We start from the raw sequence: 18,856 nt of genomic DNA, 5'->3' as shown, positions 1-18,856 counted from the left end.
GAAGAAAAACAAGACAAAAATGTAACTAGTTTTTGCCTTGTTTTTTCTCTATAATGAGATAAAATAAACATAAAAAGAGTAAATAAAGAGGTAGAGCTATGCTAAAATTTCCAAAGGATTTTGTCTGGGGTTCCTCAACTTCTGGGCCACAGACAGAAGGACGAGTACCTGGTGACGGCAAGGGAGATAATCTCTGGGATTATTGGTATCAAGTAGAGCCAAACCGTTACTACAATGGGATTGGCCCTGGTGAGACGTCGACCTTCTATGAAAACTGGGAAAAAGATATCGAACTTTTGTTAGAAACTGGTCATACAGCCTTTCGAACTTCTATCCAGTGGTCTCGTATTTTCCCGCAGGGTCGTGGAGAAGTCAATCCTCAAGGTGTGGCTTTCTACCGTCAGGTCTTTGAAGCGATTAAGGCTAAGGGCATCCGTCTCTTAGTCAATCTCTACCATTTTGACTTGCCTTTTGCCCTTCAAGAAGATGGCGATGGTTGGGAAAATAAGGCGACCATTAAGGCCTACGAAGACTATGCCCGTTTCTGTTTTGAGACCTATGGTGACTTGGTAGATCAGTGGATTACCTTCAATGAGCCGATCGTACCTGTTGAGTTTGGCTATTTCTATGATGCTCATTATCCACATAAGGTGGATGCCAAAGCTGCGGTTCAGGTAGCCTATAACACTCAACTGGCAAGCACTCTTGCAGTTAAGGCTTGTCACGAAATTCTGCCAAATTCTAAGATTGGGATTGTCCTCAACTTGACACCAGCTTATCCACGTAGTCAACATCCTGCGGATGTGAAAGCTGCACGCATTGCTGATCTATTCCAAGCTCAATCTTTCCTAGATCCATCTGTCTTGGGAACTTATCCCGAAGAATTAGTGGAAATTTTAGCTGAGCATGATTTGCTGCCAGATTCTACAGCTGAGGAGTTGGAGCTTATTCGTGAGCACACAGTAGATTTCCTTGGAGTCAACTACTACCAACCCTTGCGTGTCATGGCGCCACGTTTTGCTAAGCATCCTGACAGCCCGCTCTTGTCAGAACATTTTTATGAACCTTATGTCATGCCCGGTCGTAAGATCAATCCCCACCGTGGTTGGGAAATCTACGAGCAAGGAATTTATGACATTGCCCAAAATATCAAGGAAAACTATGGTAATATCGAGTGGATGCTGACCGAAAACGGTATGGGCGTTGAAGGTGAAGATAAATTCCGGGAAAACGGTATGATTCAAGATGATTATCGTATCGACTTTGTCAAAGGGCACCTGCGTGAACTTCATCGTGCTATCGAAGATGGTGCCAACTGTAAAGGCTACTTGATCTGGACCTTTATCGACTGCTGGTCATGGCTCAATAGCTATAAAAACCGTTATGGTTTAGTCGAGCTTGACTTAGAAACGCAAGAACGCCTCTTGAAAAAATCAGGCCACTGGTTCAAAGAACTCAGTGACAATAATGGGTTTTAAGCAACTTTTCAAATAGATTCAAAAAACCATTGGAAATAAAGCTCTCTGAGTGAGAGTCCAATGGTTTTTCTTTGTTTTAAAGTAATCCGATAAAAAGTAGTAGGGCTGATAAAGCGATGAAAGCTAGGGTTGCAAGACCACGTTGGACTGGGCTATAAATCTTTCGTTCTCCTCGGACTGGGAAGACGATAGCTAGTAATGCGCCACCAACAGCTCCACCCACATGCCCCGCAAGACTGATTCCAGGGATTAAGACACTACCTATTAGGTTGATAACTAAGAGGGAGAGATAGGATTGACCAAGCTGTTGCAGGTAGGGATTGCGTGAAGCATACCGAAGAACGACAATAGATGCGAACATGCCGTAAAGGGCAGTTGAGGCTCCAGCTGAGATGGCATTAGGACTAAAGACCAAAACAAAGAGATTCCCCATCATCCCTGATAAGAGATAGATAAAGAAAAATTGTTTGGAACCAAAGATGTCCTCCATCTGACGCCCCAAAAAGTAGAGGGATAGCATGTTGACTAAAAAGTGCTGCAAGCCAATGTGGACAAAGATTGCTGAAAACAGACGCCAGATTTGTTCAGGCATGGCCTTTATGGCAGGAGGGTAAATAGCACCAAACTGATACAAGGTTGCTGCACTGGTGTAGTTGAAACCACTGGTTAAAAACATGATGACAAAAACCAGGGTTGTCACAAGAAGAAAGAAGCTCGTGACAGGATAACGACGATCAAAAATCTCTTTCATAGATGAGTACCTCCTTAACGGGAATATCGTGTGATTCAGGATGGAATTCCTGAATCTGACATGGATAAAGTGTGCTGATGGAGTTGCCAGAATAATGGCTCAAATATCTGTCATAGTAGCCACCACCATACCCAACCCGATAGCCAGAAGGATTGAAGACCAAACCAGGAACATGAATTAGGTCAATCTGAGAAGGTTCAAGGATTGTGAACTCTCCTTGAGGTTCAAGAAGTCCAAAAGAATTTCTTTCGAGTTTCTCTGGTTCATATAGAACAAAGTCCATTTTCCCATGTGGATAGGTTTTGGGGATGAGGATGGCTTTCCCATCTTTTTGAGCCTGTTCAATGAGTCTAGCTGTCTGAAATTCATGGGGAAAAGACAGATAAGTGGCGATTGTATTTGCTTCTTTGTAAAAAGGATGTTGAAGGAGCTGATTGGTAATCCAATCGTTCATGTTTCGCTTTTCTTCTGCTGATAGGGATTTGAGTTCTTGCAAGACCTGCTTGCGTAAGACTTTTTTCATAGTTTACTCCGCAGCTTTCTTGGCTAAGAAGCTTGATACAGCATCGACACCGACAGCCAGCGCTTCTTCCTTAGGACTCATCTTTGGATGATGAAGGGCATAAGGACTATCAATACCTAGCCAGAACATGACGCCAGGAACCTTTGAGAGAAGATAACCAAAGTCCTCCCCTGTCATGGCGGGTTCGATATCGATGAGTTCAATTTCCTCTTTTTCATCAAAGAAGGTCATCAATTCTCGGGCTAGTTCAGGGTTGTTTTCAACTGGTAAATAACCTCCCTGCTTGAGTTCAATCTCTACATCTATATCAAAAGCAGCAGCCACGCCCTCAGCGATGGCTTTGACACGTTTCTGAACCAAGAGACTCATACTATGTGTAAGAGCTCGGATGGTTCCATGCAAGAAGGCAGTATCAGCGATGACATTGTTGGTTGTTCCAGCTTGAAAGACACCGAAAGTAACAACAGCTCCCTCGATAGGATCGACATTACGGCTGACGACCGACTGAACTTGTGTCACAAAATAGCTAGCTGCAACCAGAGCGTCCTTGGCTTGGTGTGGAAAGGCAGCATGGCCACCTTTACCCTTAAAGCGAATCTTAACCTCACATGTTCCAGCAAAGAGTGTATGGGTATTGGTCGCAATCTGTCCAACTTTTAAGTCTGGACGGACATGAAGTCCATAGAATTGGTCAGGCAACCAGTCGCCAAAAGCTCCATCCTCATACATGAGCATGCCCCCTGCTTCGTTTTCTTCTGCAGGTTGAAAGAGAAAGAGGAGGTTATTTTTTGGTTGTTTTTCTAGAGCACGTTCGAGACTTCCAAGGGCAATGGTCATATGAAAATCGTGCCCACAAGCATGCATACGGTCTGGGTGCTGAGAGGCAAAGGGAAGGCCTGTTTGTTCAACGATTGGGAGTCCATCGATATCTGTCCGCCAACCGATGGTACGTTCGGGTTGACTCCCTTGCAAGTAAACTAAAATACCTGTTCGCCAAGTACGAATCTGAACAAAATCCTTGCCAGCTGTTAATTTCTCAATGACATTGAGCAAATAAGCGTGAGTCTTGAATTCTTCTAAGCCAATCTCAGGAATTTGGTGAAGATCGCGTCGAGTTTGAATCAAATCTAACATATCTAATTTCTTTCTATTGATACGATAAAGAGGCTGGAAAGGTTTCCGCCTCTGTTACTCATTACAAGGTGCGAAGCGCATCTTCTAGCGCTGTTTTTTGTTGGGTTTGGCTATCGATTTCTTTGATAACACGAGCTGGAACACCAGCTACCACAACATTTTCTGGTACATCTTGAGTGACGATGGCACCTGCCGCAACAACAGAACCGCTACCGATTTGAACACCCTCGATGACCACAGCATTAGCACCGATGAGTACATTGTCACCGACACGAACAGGCTCTGCACTAGCTGGTTCGATAACACCTGCAAGAACAGCACCGGCACCGACGTGGCTATTTTTACCGACAATAGCACGTCCACCTAAAATAGCTCCCATATCAATCATAGTACCAGCTCCGATTTCTGCACCGATATTGATCACAGCTCCCATCATAATAACAGCGTTGTCGCCAATCTCAACCTGGTCACGGATGATAGCGCCTGGCTCGATACGAGCATTGATATCACGTTTATCAAGGAGAGGCACAGCAGAGTTGCGAGCGTCTTGTTCAACAACATAGTCCTTGTTTTCTGTTAGTCCATCAAGAAGTGGAGCGATATCTTTCCAGTCTCCAAAGAGAACATTCCCAAGCTTGATAACAGAAGTAGGGATAGTTCCAGCAAGTTGTCCTTCAAAGGTTACTTTTACACTTGTCTTTTTTTCAGCATTGGCGATAAATTGGATAATTTCTTGTGCATTCATTTTTGTAGCAGTCATAGGGGTCTCCTCACTCTTTGTAATGCTTACTATTCTACCAAAAAAGGCTTCAAAATTGAAGCCTTAAGTGTTAAAAGAAGATTCTTTCAGTTTATCCTTTGATTCTTCGATGGATAAGAAGATCATGGGAATAATAATCAAAATCATAGCTAATAGCAGGTAGCCATCTAAGACCAGACCTAGAAATAGAACGCTTAGAATAGCAGAGGATAGCGGTTCACTTGCACTGACCACTGACACCACCAATGGGGATACCAGCGAGACAGCCTTCATAGATAGGAAAAAGGCAAAAGCTGTTCCCAAAAAGGCAATGGTCAAACAAATCAAGATGCTCACCCAATCTAGCTGAAAGCTAATTCTATATACAGGGTAGAGAAAATTACTAAAGAGTCCAGCTAGCATCATTCCCCAACCAACAGTAGGAACAAAACCGTATTTTCGAGCAAATGGCTGGGGCAAAATGACATTAAACATAACTCCCAGTGCACTGAGTAGTCCAGTTAATAAAGCGATAGGAGTGATGGATAACTTAGACAAATCGCCTTTGGTAGCCATCAAAAAGACTCCAAGCATAGCAGTTAAAACATAGAAGATTGCTTTTTTAGAAGCTTTTTTCTTGTAGATGATGCGGTTGTAGATAAGAATGAAGACAGGACTGATAAATTGTAGGATGGTTGCCGTTGTCGCATTAGAGTATTCTACACAGAGATAGAAGAAATACTGAACGGAGAAGATTCCTAGGATAGCATAAGCCAGAAAAGGTATATAATTGTTGCGGTTTCTCCAAAGGTCGAATAACTGTGAACGGAACTTAAAGCCGGACAAGATAAGTACGAAACCACCTGCAAGGCTTAGTCGCATAGAAGTGATCCAACCAGAGGAGACTGGATAATGCGTAAAGAAGAATTCTCCTAAAATGCCACAGATACCCCATATTAATCCGGATAGGAGAGAGTATATGGTTCCCTTGAAAATATTTTTTTGATAGTGATTCATATAAAAGTCGAGTTAGGTGACATACTCTTGATAATAGGTATGTTAGCGTTGAGACCTATTCGAAGAAGAGCTGTTATTATTGTTATTATCTTTATCTTTATCCTTGTCTTTATCTTTATCCTTGTCTTTATCCTTGTCTTTATCTTTATCCTTGTCTTTATCTTTATCCTTGTCTTTATCTTTGTTGTCTTGTTTTATTAAATTTCCAACAATTGTATTCCAAGCATGTCGATAGTCAGCCTCACTACCACCAATTGCAAAGTGGAATGTCGTAGTTGGGGCACCAGCTTGGTTGGCCCAGTAACTTGTAACAGTCTCTCCACCAATTTCGTAATCTTTTCCGTTGAGATTAACTCGTCCTGGCTTTTGACCAGTTGATTTAAGAACTTGAGAAGAAGTTACACTTGAATCAAGGCTGAAACGCTCAGTTCCCCAAGCAGAAGGAGAAGCTTGTTGAATAGCATTTACCAGATTAGCCATGTACTTAGCATTACGGAAGTATGCGCCGTTAGCTAGGGGACTATTATCATCGTGACCAACCCAACCACCAAGAGTCAATCGTGGCGTTGAAAGCATGAGCCACATATCACCTTCCTCGTTAGTTGTACCAGTTTTCCCAATCCAATCAGCACCTGCTAGACTGGAATTTATGCTATAAAGATCGCTTTGGAAGCTTGTAGTTATCCGGGATGAAAGTACATCTCTCAGTAGACTTTGCATAATGGTTGCAGTAGCTTTAGAGTAGACCTGAACAGGTTCGTCTTTATGCTCATAAATGACCTCGCCATTGCTTTTTTCGATTTTCGAAATCATGTATTTTTTATGGTAAATTCCATTATTAGCAAGTGTCTGATATCCATTTGTATGTTGAGCTACAGTAACTTCGATTCCTCCGCCCATAGGAAGGCTTTCAATACCGTATTCTGGAATCTCATAGCCCATTTTTTCCATGTAAGAACGGACATCAACTCCTTTTTCACGGAGCATACGATAGGTCCAGTAGGCAGGGATGTTCCATGAATAATTGAGGGCTTCCTTAAGGTTTATCATAGCTGTTCCTGGACTGTTGACGTGCATGATAGGGGTTCCGTTAGCAAAGTTGGTAGGATAGTTTGATAGGATACTAGCACTTCCCATCAATCCTTGGTCAATAGCAATACCATAAGCTAATAGTGGCTTAGTAGTAGAGGCAGGAGAGCGTTTAGTATCAAAAGCATGATTATTTTGATTGTTTTGGTAATCTCGTCCTCCTACAAATCCTATGATGGCTCCTGTTTTATTATCCATTAAGACATTTCCGACTTCAGGTTGACCACTACTATCATTTAAAAGGTAGCCATAATTTGCCACAGCATCTTGCATGGCAGCGTGGATTGTTTTGTCGATTGTAGTAGTGATACGGTAACCACCATTTTGAATTTCTTTTTCAGCTAATTCACGATAGGATTTTTGGATAGACTCGTTTTTGAGTTCTTGGGCAGAGACGTTGTCTTTTTGTACCAAGTAGTCATACATGAGATTAGTTGCTTCATCGAGAGCAGTAAAGTAGAGATAGCCCCTAGAAGTTACGTCTACACTTTCAGCTGGTAAGAAATCTTGTTTGATGTCGTATGCTTTATAGGTTTCGTAGTCTTCCTGACTGAGGACCCCTGTTCTGTACATATTGTAAAGGACATCTTTTGAACGTTTGATACCTAGTTCCATATCCTCTTCGCTCTTCATTTCCCCAGTTGATTCATAAGGTGAGTAGGAGATAGGACTTTGTGGCAATCCTGCTATGAAGGCTGCTTGAGGAATCGTTAGCTGATTGGCGTCAACCCCGAAAATACCCTTGGCTGCTTGTTGAGCTCCTGCGATGTTTTGACCTTTATTATTACGACCAAATGGAGCAACGTTGAGATAAGTTGTCAAGATTTCGTCCTTACTCATTGCTCTCTCCAAGGCCAAGGCATCCACGATTTCAGTAGCTTTACGAGTTAGTGTAGGAGCATCCCCAACCACTTGCTGCTTGATGAGCTGCTGGGTTAGTGTAGAACCTCCACTAGAAGAACCAAGTCCGATAAAGTTTCCTAAACTAGCACGAATAACCGCTTTAGGAACGACTCCATTATGTTCGGCGAAATGTTCATCCTCGGTCGCAACGATAGCTTGCTTGAGATTTTCTGAAATAGCATCTGATGCGACAGATGTCCGAAGGAGGTCACTCTCGATAGCGCCAATCATGGAACCGTCAGCATAGCGAATTTCAGAGATGGATGAAATATCGTTCACTTGTTTGACTAAATCTTCTGTTTGAGGGACACTTACTTTATCAAACAGGGAAACTGCATAACCGAAAACAACTCCAGTACCTAAAAGTCCACCAAGAAAGGCGATAATGAATAGGGTATTAAAGGTTGCCTTAATTCCCAGTAAGATATTGGCAAAGATAGTCCAAATATTCGTTTTGGTTTGCTTTTTCTTTTTAGATTTTTTAGGACTACTTTTTCCTAAATGTATATTTTTTAACTTTGTTTTTAGGGACTGAAGGAAAGCCAGTCCTTTTTCTTTAAGTTCTAACAATTTATTCTTCATTTCTTTCCTCACTCTTATTTTATTATACCATAAAAGCAATGATTGCAAGAAATTAGTCATGGACGAGCTTTAGAGGGAGTTAGGCAACAAAAAAACCAGGTAAATTCAACCTGGTTTTAAGAGTTTGTTATTCACCTGAAAGTTCTTTTCCAAGATCAATTAAGTAGTCTTTCAAGTGGTCTTTAACTTGAGGATGTTTGAGGGCGTATTCGATGGAAGTCTTCATGAATCCAAACTTATCTCCAACGTCATAACGTGAACCTTTAAATTCACGGGCGAATACACGTTGAGTTTTGTTGAGGGTATCAATAGCGTCTGTTAGCTGGATTTCATTTCCGGCACCAGGTTTTTGATTTTCAAGAATACCGAAAATCTCTGGTGTGAGAAGGTAACGACCGATGATGGCTAAATCACTAGGAGCATCCTCAGGTGCTGGTTTTTCAACGAAGGTTTCAACACTGTAAAGTCCGTCTTTTCCTTCTCCTTGAGGAGCAATGACACCATAAGCAGAGACTTCTTCGTGTGGTACAGGCATTACAGCGATGGTAGAAGCGTGAGTCTCTTCGTAATCATTCATAAGTTGCTTGGTCAATGGGACAGCATTGTCATCAGTGATATCCATGAGGTCGTCTCCAAGCATGACCACAAACGGTTCATTTCCAACGAAAGCTTTGGCTTGTAAAACGGCATCTCCGAGTCCACGTGGGTGTGTTTGACGGATGAAGTGGAGGCGCATTCCAGTTGTTTCGTCAACTAATTTTAAGAGATCTGTTTTTCCTTTTTCCTTAAGGTTGTACTCTAGTTCAAAGTTTGAATCAAAATGGTCTTCGATAGAACGTTTTGACTTCCCTGTTACAACAAGAATATCCTCAATTCCAGACTTGAGAGCTTCTTCAACGATGAATTGAATAGTTGGCTTATCCACGATTGGCAACATTTCTTTGGCCAAGGCTTTGGTTGCCGGGAGGAAGCGAGTTCCAAGCCCCGCGGCAGGGATAACAGCTTTTCTAACTTTTTGCTTCATGAGCTTCCTTTCTAACGGTGATTATGACCACTCGTTTTCTGCCTTGAACTCGTTACTCATGAGTTCAGAAACAGCATCCTTAATATTAACATTTTCATAAATAACTTGGTAGATAGCCTGGGTGATAGGCATATAGACTCTAAGCTCTTGCGCTAATTCGTAAGCAGCTTTGGTAGTTGAAATTCCTTCGATGACCATTCCCATGTTGGCTTCGATATCTGCCAAGGCTTCACCACGCCCAAGAGCATCACCTGCTCGCCAGTTGCGTGAGTGGACAGAAGTTCCGGTGACGATTAAATCCCCAACTCCAGAAAGACCACTGTAAGTTAATGGATTTGCTCCAAGCTTGACTCCTAGACGAGTGATTTCCGCAAGCCCGCGCGTGATAATCGCCGCCTTAGCGTTATCACCAAAGCCAAGTCCATGGAGTGCCCCTGCACCAACAGCGATGATATTTTTAAGAGCACCAGCTGTTTCCACTCCGATCACATCTGTATTGGTATAAAGACGGAAGTAGTGGTTACTAAAGAGTGTCTGAACATACTGAGCTGTCTCTAAATCCTTAGATGCGGCTGTAATCAAGGTAATATCACGGACGATTGTTTCTTCTGCGTGACTAGGACCAGATACAACCACAATTTCGCTGCGGAGCTCTTCAGGGATTTCTTCTTCAAGAATGGTTGAAAGACGTTTGTGACTATTTGGTTCGAGACCTTTTGAAGCATGCATAATAACCACTTTATGATCAAGAACAGCAGCTACCTGTTGAGCTACCAATCTTGTCACCTTAGTTGGGACTACGAACAAAACAGCGTCAGAGCCCTTCAAGACTTCTGCTAAATCATGGTAGGCAACAATCTTTTCGTCTAATACAGTATCCTTAAAATAGCGTTTGTTGGTATGTTGTGTATTGATTTCGTCAATTTGGTCAGGAATATTTCCCCAGATACGTACTTCATGTCCATTGTCATTTAAAACTTGTGACAGAGCAGTACCCCAAGAACCAGGCCCTAAAACAGCGATGGTTTGTTTGTTCATTTTTCCCTCCTTCTGAGAAAGCACTTTCCTATATTCTACCATAAAAAGCCTTATCTTGCATCTATATTATTTATGAAGAGTTAATTGAATGGTAAATTATATATATTGAGAATTTTTAGAATTTATTTGTAAAATAGTTTAGTGTTCAAAGGGCGAAACGATAAAAAACACGAAAAGAGGAACAATATTTCCCCTAAAAATGGTATAATAGGAGCATCACGAAAATTGGAGAGACAGCATGAGTTTTTACAATCACAAAGAAATCGAGCCTAAGTGGCAGAAACACTGGGCTGACCATCATACTTTTAAGACAGGAACTGACGCATCAAAACCGAAGTTTTATGCATTGGACATGTTCCCTTATCCATCTGGAGCAGGTCTGCACGTAGGGCACCCAGAAGGCTATACAGCGACAGATATTCTCAGTCGTTTCAAACGTGCCCAAGGCTACAACGTCCTTCACCCAATGGGCTGGGATGCTTTTGGTTTGCCTGCAGAGCAATACGCTATGGATACTGGTAATGACCCAGCAGAATTCACAGCGGAAAACATTGCCAACTTCAAACGCCAAATCAATGCGCTTGGATTCTCTTACGACTGGGACCGTGAAGTCAACACAACAGATCCAAACTACTACAAGTGGACGCAATGGATCTTCACCAAGCTTTATGAAAAAGGCTTGGCCTATGAAGCAGAGGTACCAGTAAACTGGGTTGAGGAACTAGGAACAGCTATCGCCAATGAAGAAGTCCTTCCTGATGGAACGTCTGAGCGTGGAGGCTATCCAGTTGTCCGCAAACCAATGCGCCAATGGATGCTTAAAATCACGGCCTATGCAGAGCGCTTGCTCAATGACTTGGATGATCTGGACTGGCCAGAGTCTATCAAGGACATGCAACGCAACTGGATTGGTAAATCAACTGGTGCCAATGTCACCTTCAAAGTGAAAGGGACTGACAAGGAATTCACCGTCTTTACGACACGTCCTGATACTCTTTTTGGTGCGACCTTCACTGTTTTGGCGCCTGAGCATGAACTAGTAGATGCCATCGTAAGTGCGGAACAAGCTGAAGCCGTAGCAGATTACAAACACCAAGCTAGCTTGAAATCAGACTTGGCTCGTACAGACCTTGCCAAGGAAAAAACAGGGGTTTGGACTGGTGCTTATGCGATCAACCCTGTAAACGGCAAAGAAATTCCAATCTGGATTGCCGACTACGTTTTGTCTAGCTATGGTACAGGTGCTGTTATGGCTGTACCTGCCCACGACCAACGTGACTGGGAATTTGCCAAACAGTTTGGACTTCCAATCGTAGAAGTACTGGAAGGTGGAAACGTAGCAGAAGCTGCCTACACAGAAGATGGCCTTCACGTCAACTCAGACTTCTTGAACGGTCTTAACAAAGAAGAAGCGATTGCTAAAATCGTGGCTTGGCTGGAAGAAAAAGGTTGCGGCCAAGAGAAGGTGACCTACCGTCTCCGCGACTGGCTCTTTAGCCGTCAACGTTACTGGGGTGAACCAATCCCAATCATTCATTGGGAAGATGGAACTTCAACAGCCGTTCCAGAAAATGAACTCCCACTTGTCTTGCCAGTCACCAAGGACATCCGCCCTTCAGGTACTGGGGAAAGCCCACTAGCCAACTTGACAGACTGGCTGGAAGTAACCCGCGAAGATGGCGTCAAAGGTCGTCGCGAAACCAATACCATGCCACAATGGGCAGGTTCAAGCTGGTACTACCTCCGCTATATCGATCCACATAACACAGAAAAATTGGCTGATGAGGATCTACTCAAACAATGGTTGCCAGTCGATATCTACGTGGGTGGTGCAGAACACGCTGTGCTCCACTTGCTTTACGCTCGTTTCTGGCATAAATTCCTCTATGATATCGGTGTTGTTCCAACCAAAGAACCATTCCAAAAACTCTTTAACCAAGGAATGATTTTGGGAACAAGCTACCGTGACCACCGTGGTGCTCTTGTAGCGACTGATAAAGTTGAAAAACGTGACGGTTCCTTCTTCCATGTGGAAACAGGCGAAGAGTTGGAACAAGCGCCAGCCAAGATGTCGAAATCCCTCAAGAACGTGGTAAACCCAGACGATGTGGTGGAACAATACGGTGCTGATACCCTTCGTGTCTATGAAATGTTCATGGGGCCACTCGATGCTTCGATCGCTTGGTCAGAAGAAGGCTTGGAAGGAAGTCGTAAATTCCTTGATCGTGTTTACCGTTTGATCACAAGTAAAGAAATCGTTGCAGAAAACAATGGTGCTCTAGACAAGGTTTACAACGAAACTGTTAAAGCTGTCACAGAGCAAATCGAGTCCATGAAATTCAACACAGCCATTGCCCAACTCATGGTCTTTGTCAACGCAGCGAACAAGGAAGACAAACTCTATGTGGATTACGCTAAAGGCTTTATCCAATTGATTGCTCCATTTGCTCCTCACTTGGCTGAAGAACTCTGGCAAACAGTGGCAGCAACAGGCGAGTCTATCTCTTATGTAGCTTGGCCAACATGGGACGAAAGCAAATTGGTTGAAGATGAAATTGAAATCGTAGTCCAAATCAAAGGAAAAGTCCGCGCCAAACTCATGGTCGCTAAAGACCTGTCACGCGAGGAATTGCAAGAAGTTGCTCTCTCTGACGAAAAAGTCAAAGCAGAGATCGAAGGTAAAGAAATCGTGAAAGTAATTAGTGTACCTAATAAGCTTGTAAATATCGTAACGAAATAAATTTAAAAGTCCTTCAGAGTAGAATCTGGAGGATTTTTTGTAGATTACCTGTGAGATGTGATATACTATTCACATCTTTAAACTTATAAGTGGGAGACAAGGAGAAAGTTATGCCAGTAAATGAATACGGTCAGATGATTGGTGAATCTGTAGATGATACACCTGGAGTTTTGCCTTCACTTATACGGATAGAAGGGCGATATACGACTATAGAAGCTCTATCGGTGGAAAAGCATGCAGAGGATTTATTAGCTGTCTATGGCCCAGATAGTCCTCGTGAGATGTGGACCTACCTTTTTCAACCACCTGTGGCTAATCTAGAAGAGTTAATGGTAGCTTTAAAGCAGATGATTGAGCAAAAGGATCGCTTTTACTACGCGATTATCGATAAAGCGACTGGTAAAGCACTGGGTACTTTTTCGCTCATGCGTATTGACCAAGCCAATCGCACCATTGAAGTTGGCTCGGTGACTTTTTCTCCGGCTCTCAAACAGACCAGGATGGGAACAGAAGCTCACTGTTTGCTAGCCCGTTATGTCTTTGAAGAACTCAACTATCGACGCTATGAGTGGAAGTGCGACGCCCTCAATCTTCAATCTAGAAAAGCAGCAGAACGTTTGGGCTTTGTCTATGAAGGCACCTTCCGCCAAGCTGTTATCTATAAAGGTCGCACCAGAGATACGGATTGGTTGTCCATGATCGATAAGGACTGGCCACAAGTCAAAGCTCGTTTGGAAACATGGTTGGCTCCTAAAAACTTTGATAAAAATGGGCAGCAGATAAAATCGCTTAGGCAATGTTAGAAAGGTTCTACTATGATAAAATTTACAAAAGAATCCTCTGTTTCAATTGATGACGTTTTACATCTCTATCAGGCAGTTGGTTGGACAAACTATACCAATCAGCCACAGATGTTGGAGCAGGCCTTGTCTCATTCGCTAACGACTTATCTTGCGCGTGATGGTGAGGAAATCGTTGGTTTAATGCGTCTGGTTGGAGACGGTTTTTCATCCGTTTTTGTCCAGGATTTGATTGTTTTGCCTAGCTATCAGCGCCAAGGAATTGGTAGTAATTTGATGAAAGAAGCCTTAGCTGACTATAAGGATGCCTACCAAATACAACTAGCGACTGAACAGACAGAAAAAAACTTGGGTTTTTACCGTTCTCTGGGGTTTGAAACCTTATCTACTTATGATTGTACAGGAATGATTTGGGTGGATCGAAAAAAATTTAAATAATTCTTTTATCTTAAGTTAACTTTAAGTTTACTCATGTATCATGTAATCATTAAGTAAAGACCTCCTAACTTTATTTAATAGAAATCCTAAACTTTTCTTTTTCATAATAATCTCCCTAAAGAAGCCACCAAATCAGGTGGCTTTTTTTATGTTCAAATGCAGAAGTTTTAAGGTAGAATTGACCACATAATCATCCATTTCGACCACATAGCACCAAACTATATTTTTTCTTTTTCCTTTTTGTTAAACTGAAGGTGTAAAAAGGAGGAAGGAAATATGATTTTACAAGTAAAAGGCCTCACTAAGAACTATGGAGACTATACAGCAGTAAAAGATATAAATTTAGAGTTTAAAAAAGGAAGTTTTAACGCAATCTTAGGACCTAATGGGGCTGGCAAATCGACCACGATTTCAATGTTAATCGGACTTAAAAGAGCAACTAATGGTCAAATCATCTATGCGCCCAATACTCGGATTGGAGTTGTTTTTCAAGCAAGTGTATTGGATGAAAAGTTGACGGTCAAAGAAAACCTAGCCATTCGCGCTCAGCAGTATAAGGGGATTAAAGGTGGTCGTGTGGAAGATTTAATCAATCAACTAGGGTTGACTGCTTTTCAGAAACAACTTTATGGAACTTTATCAGGAGGACAGAAACGTCGAGTTGACATTGCTCGGGCTCTCCTAGCCAATCCCGATATTTTATTTCTAGATGAGCCTACGACTGGACTAGATATTCAGACTCGCAAATCCATTTGGGATTTATTGTATCGTCTACAAAGAGATGAAGGGATGACTATTATCTTAACGACTCATTATCTGGATGAAGCAGATGAGGCAGATCAACTTTATATTATAGATCATGGAAAGGTTATTGCCCAAGGTTCTGCTGCTGAAATTAAAAGTGAGTACGCTTCCAATCTTTTAAAAATTTGTTTTAAAGACAAGCAGGTGGAGAAATTCTTACCTAAAAATATGCCTGTGGAAAAGGAAAATGAGTTTGAGTATAGTCTTTATCCTAAGAGCCAATTGGAAGCTATTGATTATTTGACCCAAGTTCGTGAGAAGATTGCTAGCTTTGAATTTCGTCCAGGAACTATGGATGATGCCTTCATAGCCCTTACAGGAAGAGAGGTGCGCTAATGTTAGCTTTGTTAAAACGTGATTTTTTGTTGTATTTTCGTAATCGTTCAGGAGTCTTTTTCTCATTACTGGGAGCTTTGATTTCCTTTCTACTCTATATCATTTTTTTGCAGAAAAATCTGATGGATGCCTGGTCTCAACTTCCTGATAATAAGAGCCTTTTAAATAACTGGCTGATGGGTGGAACATTGGCTGTGACTGGGATTACAACCAGTTTTACAGCTTTGACCCAGATGGTACAAGATCGTGAAAATCAAGTGGATCAGGATCTCTTTTTGACAGATTTAGGGAGCTGGGGCTTGCAACTGTCTTATCTTATTAGTAGCCTTATCATTTCCTTTGTTATGCAAGCCTTTATGCTTGTTGTTATGAGCCTTTATTTTCAAGAAATTCCAGCTATGAGTAAGCTATTTGAAATTAGTTTAATCATGCTGCTAAGTAGTCTCCTTTCAACATTGGTAAATGTACTCTTGATTTATCATTTCCAGTCAGTAGATAGTCTGGGTAAATTGGCTACAATTGTAGGTACAGCTTCAGGATTTTTAGTGGGAACTTATGTACCAATGGGAATTCTTCCTAACTTCGCTAAAGTTCTCATGAAGTGCACACCGGCTACCTATCTTGCTTCTCTCTATAGACAGGTCTTAATGAAGGAGCAATTAGAAACTACATTTATGGGGAATAGTAGCTTATTAGAAGAGTTTCAAGAAAAATTAGGAATCCGGCTTAATTGGCAGAACCTTTTAACAAAGGAAGAAACATACTTAATAGTGGTGAGTATCTGCCTCCTAACTTTTCTGCTTTGGCTGGTAGTAGTTAAAATCTCTAGCAAAAAAATAAAATTTATAGGTTAAGCTAACTTTAAGTCTTCTACTGTATCATGTAATCATTAAGTAAAGACCTCCTAACTTTATTTAATAGAAATCCTAAACTTTTCTTTTTCATAATAATCTCCCTAAAGAAGCCACCAAATCAGGTGGCTTTTTTGTTTGTAGGCTGGATTTTTGCTATAATAGGAACATGAGTAGAATTTTAGATAATGAAATCATGGGTGATGAGGAGTTGGTAGAGCGTACCCTCCGTCCCCAATATTTACGTGAATATATCGGACAAGACAAGGTCAAGGATCAGCTTCAAATCTTTATCGAGGCAGCAAAAATGCGTGATGAGGCGCTAGATCATGTTCTTTTGTTTGGCCCTCCAGGTCTCGGGAAAACAACCATGGCTTTTGTCATTGCCAATGAATTGGGAGTCAATCTTAAGCAGACGTCTGGTCCTGTCATCGAAAAAGCAGGTGATTTGGTAGCGATTTTGAATGACTTGGAGCCAGGAGATGTTCTTTTTATTGATGAGATTCATCGCTTGCCCATGTCGGTAGAAGAGGTCCTTTACAGTGCCATGGAAGACTTCTACATTGACATCATGATTGGTGCAGGAGAAGCTAGCCGTAGTGTCCATCTAGATTTGCCACCTTTTACCTTGATTGGGGCAACGACACGAGCTGGGATGCTGTCCAATCCTCTTCGTGCCCGTTTTGGGATTACAGGTCACATGGAATATTACGAACATGCTGACTTGACAGAGATTGTCGAGCGGACGGCAGATATCTTTGAGATGGAAATCACTCATGAGGCGGCTTCCGAGTTAGCTTTACGCAGTCGTGGAACTCCTCGTATCGCCAATCGTCTCCTCAAGCGCGTGCGTGATTTTGCGCAGATTATGGGCGATGGCTTGATTGATGATGTGATTACGGATAAGGCCTTGACTATGCTGGATGTAGACCATGAAGGTTTGGACTATGTAGACCAGAAAATCCTTCGCACCATGATTGAGATGTACGGTGGGGGTCCTGTCGGTCTAGGAACTCTTTCGGTTAATATCGCTGAAGAGCGTGAGACGGTTGAGGATATGTACGAACCTTACCTGATCCAGAAAGGATTTATCATGCGAACTCGTTCAGGACGGGTCGCGACAGCCAAGGCTTATGAGCATTTGGGGTATGAATACATTGAAAAATAAGGCTGATATTTTAGACTCTTTCAGAGAAAATCCTGATATGATGGCTATTCTGACTATCATTCGTGACTTGGAGTTGAAAGATTCCTGGTTGGCGGCTGGTTCGGTTCGAAATTTTATCTGGAATCTCTTGTCAGATAAACCAGCTTTTGACCGTGAAACGGATGTGGACGTCATTTTCTTTGACCCAGAGGTGAGTTATGAAGAAACGCTGGCTATAGAAAGTAAGTTGAGAGAGGATTTTCCCCAGTATCAATGGGAGTTGAAAAATCAAGCCTATATGCATCAGCATAGTCCCCATACGGAACCGTATGTGAATTCCTGTGACGCTATGAGTAAATATCCCGAACGTTGTACGGCGATAGGACTTCGCTTGCAAGTTGACGCAACTTTAGAGCTCTTTGCGCCTTATGGTTTGGAGGATATTTTGAACTTTCAGGTTTCTCCAACTCCCCATTTTTTAGAAAATGACGACCGGATGAAGCTTTATCAACAGCGTTTATCTAAGAAAAACTGGCGAGAAAAATGGAAAAATCTCACATTTAAAAATACTTAAGGAAACTTTAAGATAGGAGCTGTATACTTATCTCATAAGTTAAGAAGACCTTAACTTATACTCCTAAAACTTTTTCATAATAATCTCCCTATAAAAAAATTAAGTCGCCCAATCAGGCGGCTTTTTTTGTTCTAATTCTATGTTTTTTCATGATATAATAGCCCTATGAGATTAGATAAATTTTTAGTTGCCTGTGCTGTCGGGAGTCGGACCGAGGTAAAAAACTTTCTAAAGGCTGGGCGCGTGACGGTCAATGGCGAGAAAGAAAAATCTGCCAAGCTACAAATTGATGAAGAGACAGACGAGATTTGTTTTGACGGACAAAAGCTAGACTACGAGGAGTTTGTTTACTATATGATGAACAAGCCCCAGGGCGTTATCTCAGCGACTGAAGATCCTAAACACAAGACTGTTTTGGATTTGTTGGATGACTATGCACGTGCCAAGGAAGTTTTCCCGGTAGGGCGCTTGGATATCGATACGCATGGACTCTTGCTCTTGACCAATGATGGCAAGCTGGCTCATGCTCTTCTTTCACCAAAACGTCATGTGGATAAAACCTATCTAGCGCAAGTCAATGGAATCATGACGGATGAAGACATTGAGACATTTGCGCAAGGAATTCCGCTCAAGGACTTTACCTGTCAGCCTGCCAAACTGGAGCTTGTGTCTATTGATACGGAAAAGGATCAAAGCCTGGTCCGAGTGACCATTGCAGAAGGGAAATTTCACCAGGTCAAACGGATGGTGGCCTACTGTGGTAAAGAAGTTGTGGACTTGCAACGTTTAACCATGGGAACTTTGACCTTGGATGAGGATTTGAAAAGTGGAGAATGGCGTCGTTTAAGCAAGGAAGAGCTAGAAGGCTTGCTTAAAAGTGTTCAATAA

At 42.1% G+C, this 18,856-nt stretch carries 17 protein-coding genes; 9 read left to right on the top strand and 8 right to left on the bottom strand.

The window, feature by feature from the left end; all coding sequences use genetic code 11:
• Positions 1-98 precede the first annotated feature (98 nt).
• The gene (locus tag NML75_RS01125) at positions 99-1,478 is read left to right on the top strand and encodes a glycoside hydrolase family 1 protein (RefSeq protein WP_254731336.1); all 1,380 of its coding nucleotides are present in this window, start codon (positions 99-101) and stop codon (positions 1,476-1,478) included.
• A 76-nt stretch (positions 1,479-1,554) separates the two neighbouring features.
• Here the strand turns inward: NML75_RS01125 and NML75_RS01120 are convergent, their stop codons facing one another.
• From NML75_RS01120 to NML75_RS01085, 8 genes are all read right to left on the bottom strand, one after another.
• Positions 1,555-2,229: a rhomboid family intramembrane serine protease gene (locus NML75_RS01120; protein WP_254731333.1), complete on the bottom strand. Its 675-nt coding sequence runs from the start codon at positions 2,227-2,229 to the stop codon at positions 1,555-1,557.
• Positions 2,213-2,752, bottom strand: coding sequence for a 5-formyltetrahydrofolate cyclo-ligase (locus NML75_RS01115; RefSeq protein WP_254731330.1), 540 nt, complete (start codon positions 2,750-2,752; stop codon positions 2,213-2,215). The genes NML75_RS01120 and NML75_RS01115 overlap by 17 nt, the downstream gene beginning before the upstream one ends.
• Before the next feature lie 3 nt (positions 2,753-2,755).
• Positions 2,756-3,886 (bottom strand): N-acetyldiaminopimelate deacetylase, encoded by a 1,131-nt coding sequence (locus NML75_RS01110; RefSeq protein ID WP_254731327.1) that lies wholly within the window; start codon positions 3,884-3,886, stop codon positions 2,756-2,758.
• 61 nt (positions 3,887-3,947) lie between these two features.
• A complete protein-coding gene (gene dapD, locus NML75_RS01105; RefSeq protein WP_254731324.1) occupies positions 3,948-4,646 on the bottom strand; it encodes a 2,3,4,5-tetrahydropyridine-2,6-dicarboxylate N-acetyltransferase in 699 nt (232 codons plus the stop codon).
• 63 nt (positions 4,647-4,709) lie between these two features.
• Positions 4,710-5,642, bottom strand: coding sequence for a DMT family transporter (locus tag NML75_RS01100; RefSeq protein ID WP_025170516.1), 933 nt, complete (start codon positions 5,640-5,642; stop codon positions 4,710-4,712).
• Between the two features lie 42 nt (positions 5,643-5,684).
• Positions 5,685-8,216 carry a penicillin-binding protein PBP1B gene (pbp1b, locus tag NML75_RS01095; protein WP_254731321.1) on the bottom strand — a complete coding sequence of 844 codons (2,532 nt, stop codon included), beginning with the start codon at positions 8,214-8,216 and terminating at the stop codon, positions 5,685-5,687.
• Positions 8,217-8,343: 127 nt separating this feature from the next.
• Entirely contained in the window at positions 8,344-9,240 is an 897-nt protein-coding gene (gene galU / locus NML75_RS01090) for a UTP--glucose-1-phosphate uridylyltransferase GalU (RefSeq protein WP_254731318.1), read from the bottom strand.
• A gap of 21 nt (positions 9,241-9,261) precedes the next feature.
• Positions 9,262-10,278 (bottom strand): NAD(P)H-dependent glycerol-3-phosphate dehydrogenase, encoded by a 1,017-nt coding sequence (locus NML75_RS01085; RefSeq protein ID WP_254731315.1) that lies wholly within the window; start codon positions 10,276-10,278, stop codon positions 9,262-9,264.
• Positions 10,279-10,516: 238 nt separating this feature from the next.
• On the opposite strand from NML75_RS01085, the gene leuS reads away from it, so the two are divergent.
• The 8 genes from leuS (at position 10,517) to NML75_RS01045 (ending at position 18,856) form a co-directional block, all read left to right on the top strand.
• Positions 10,517-13,018 carry a leucine--tRNA ligase gene (gene leuS, locus NML75_RS01080; protein ID WP_225749950.1) on the top strand — a complete coding sequence of 834 codons (2,502 nt, stop codon included), beginning with the start codon at positions 10,517-10,519 and terminating at the stop codon, positions 13,016-13,018.
• Positions 13,019-13,128: 110 nt separating this feature from the next.
• A complete protein-coding gene (locus NML75_RS01075; RefSeq protein ID WP_004250624.1) occupies positions 13,129-13,821 on the top strand; it encodes a GNAT family N-acetyltransferase in 693 nt (230 codons plus the stop codon).
• A gap of 12 nt (positions 13,822-13,833) precedes the next feature.
• Positions 13,834-14,256: a GNAT family N-acetyltransferase gene (locus NML75_RS01070; RefSeq protein ID WP_004250626.1), complete on the top strand. Its 423-nt coding sequence runs from the start codon at positions 13,834-13,836 to the stop codon at positions 14,254-14,256.
• Positions 14,257-14,532: 276 nt separating this feature from the next.
• Entirely contained in the window at positions 14,533-15,396 is an 864-nt protein-coding gene (locus NML75_RS01065; RefSeq protein ID WP_004250628.1) for an ABC transporter ATP-binding protein, read from the top strand.
• A complete protein-coding gene (locus NML75_RS01060; protein ID WP_004250630.1) occupies positions 15,396-16,250 on the top strand; it encodes an ABC transporter permease in 855 nt (284 codons plus the stop codon). Before NML75_RS01065 ends, NML75_RS01060 begins: the two co-directional genes overlap by 1 nt.
• A 166-nt stretch (positions 16,251-16,416) precedes the next feature.
• Positions 16,417-17,415, top strand: coding sequence for a Holliday junction branch migration DNA helicase RuvB (gene ruvB / locus NML75_RS01055; protein WP_004250631.1), 999 nt, complete (start codon positions 16,417-16,419; stop codon positions 17,413-17,415).
• Positions 17,396-17,968 (top strand): nucleotidyltransferase family protein, encoded by a 573-nt coding sequence (locus NML75_RS01050; RefSeq protein WP_004250632.1) that lies wholly within the window; start codon positions 17,396-17,398, stop codon positions 17,966-17,968. Before ruvB ends, NML75_RS01050 begins: the two co-directional genes overlap by 20 nt.
• Positions 17,969-18,133: 165 nt before the next feature.
• Positions 18,134-18,856, top strand: a complete 723-nt coding sequence (locus tag NML75_RS01045; protein WP_004250633.1) for a pseudouridine synthase — start codon at positions 18,134-18,136, stop codon at positions 18,854-18,856.

The sequence above is a fragment of the Streptococcus sp. CF4-3 genome (genome assembly GCF_024295385.1).
Taxonomy (GTDB): Bacteria; Bacillota; Bacilli; order Lactobacillales; family Streptococcaceae; genus Streptococcus; species Streptococcus infantis_I.
The sequence above is the reverse complement of the archived record's forward strand: the minus strand, read 5'-3'. Positions and strand labels throughout refer to the sequence as shown.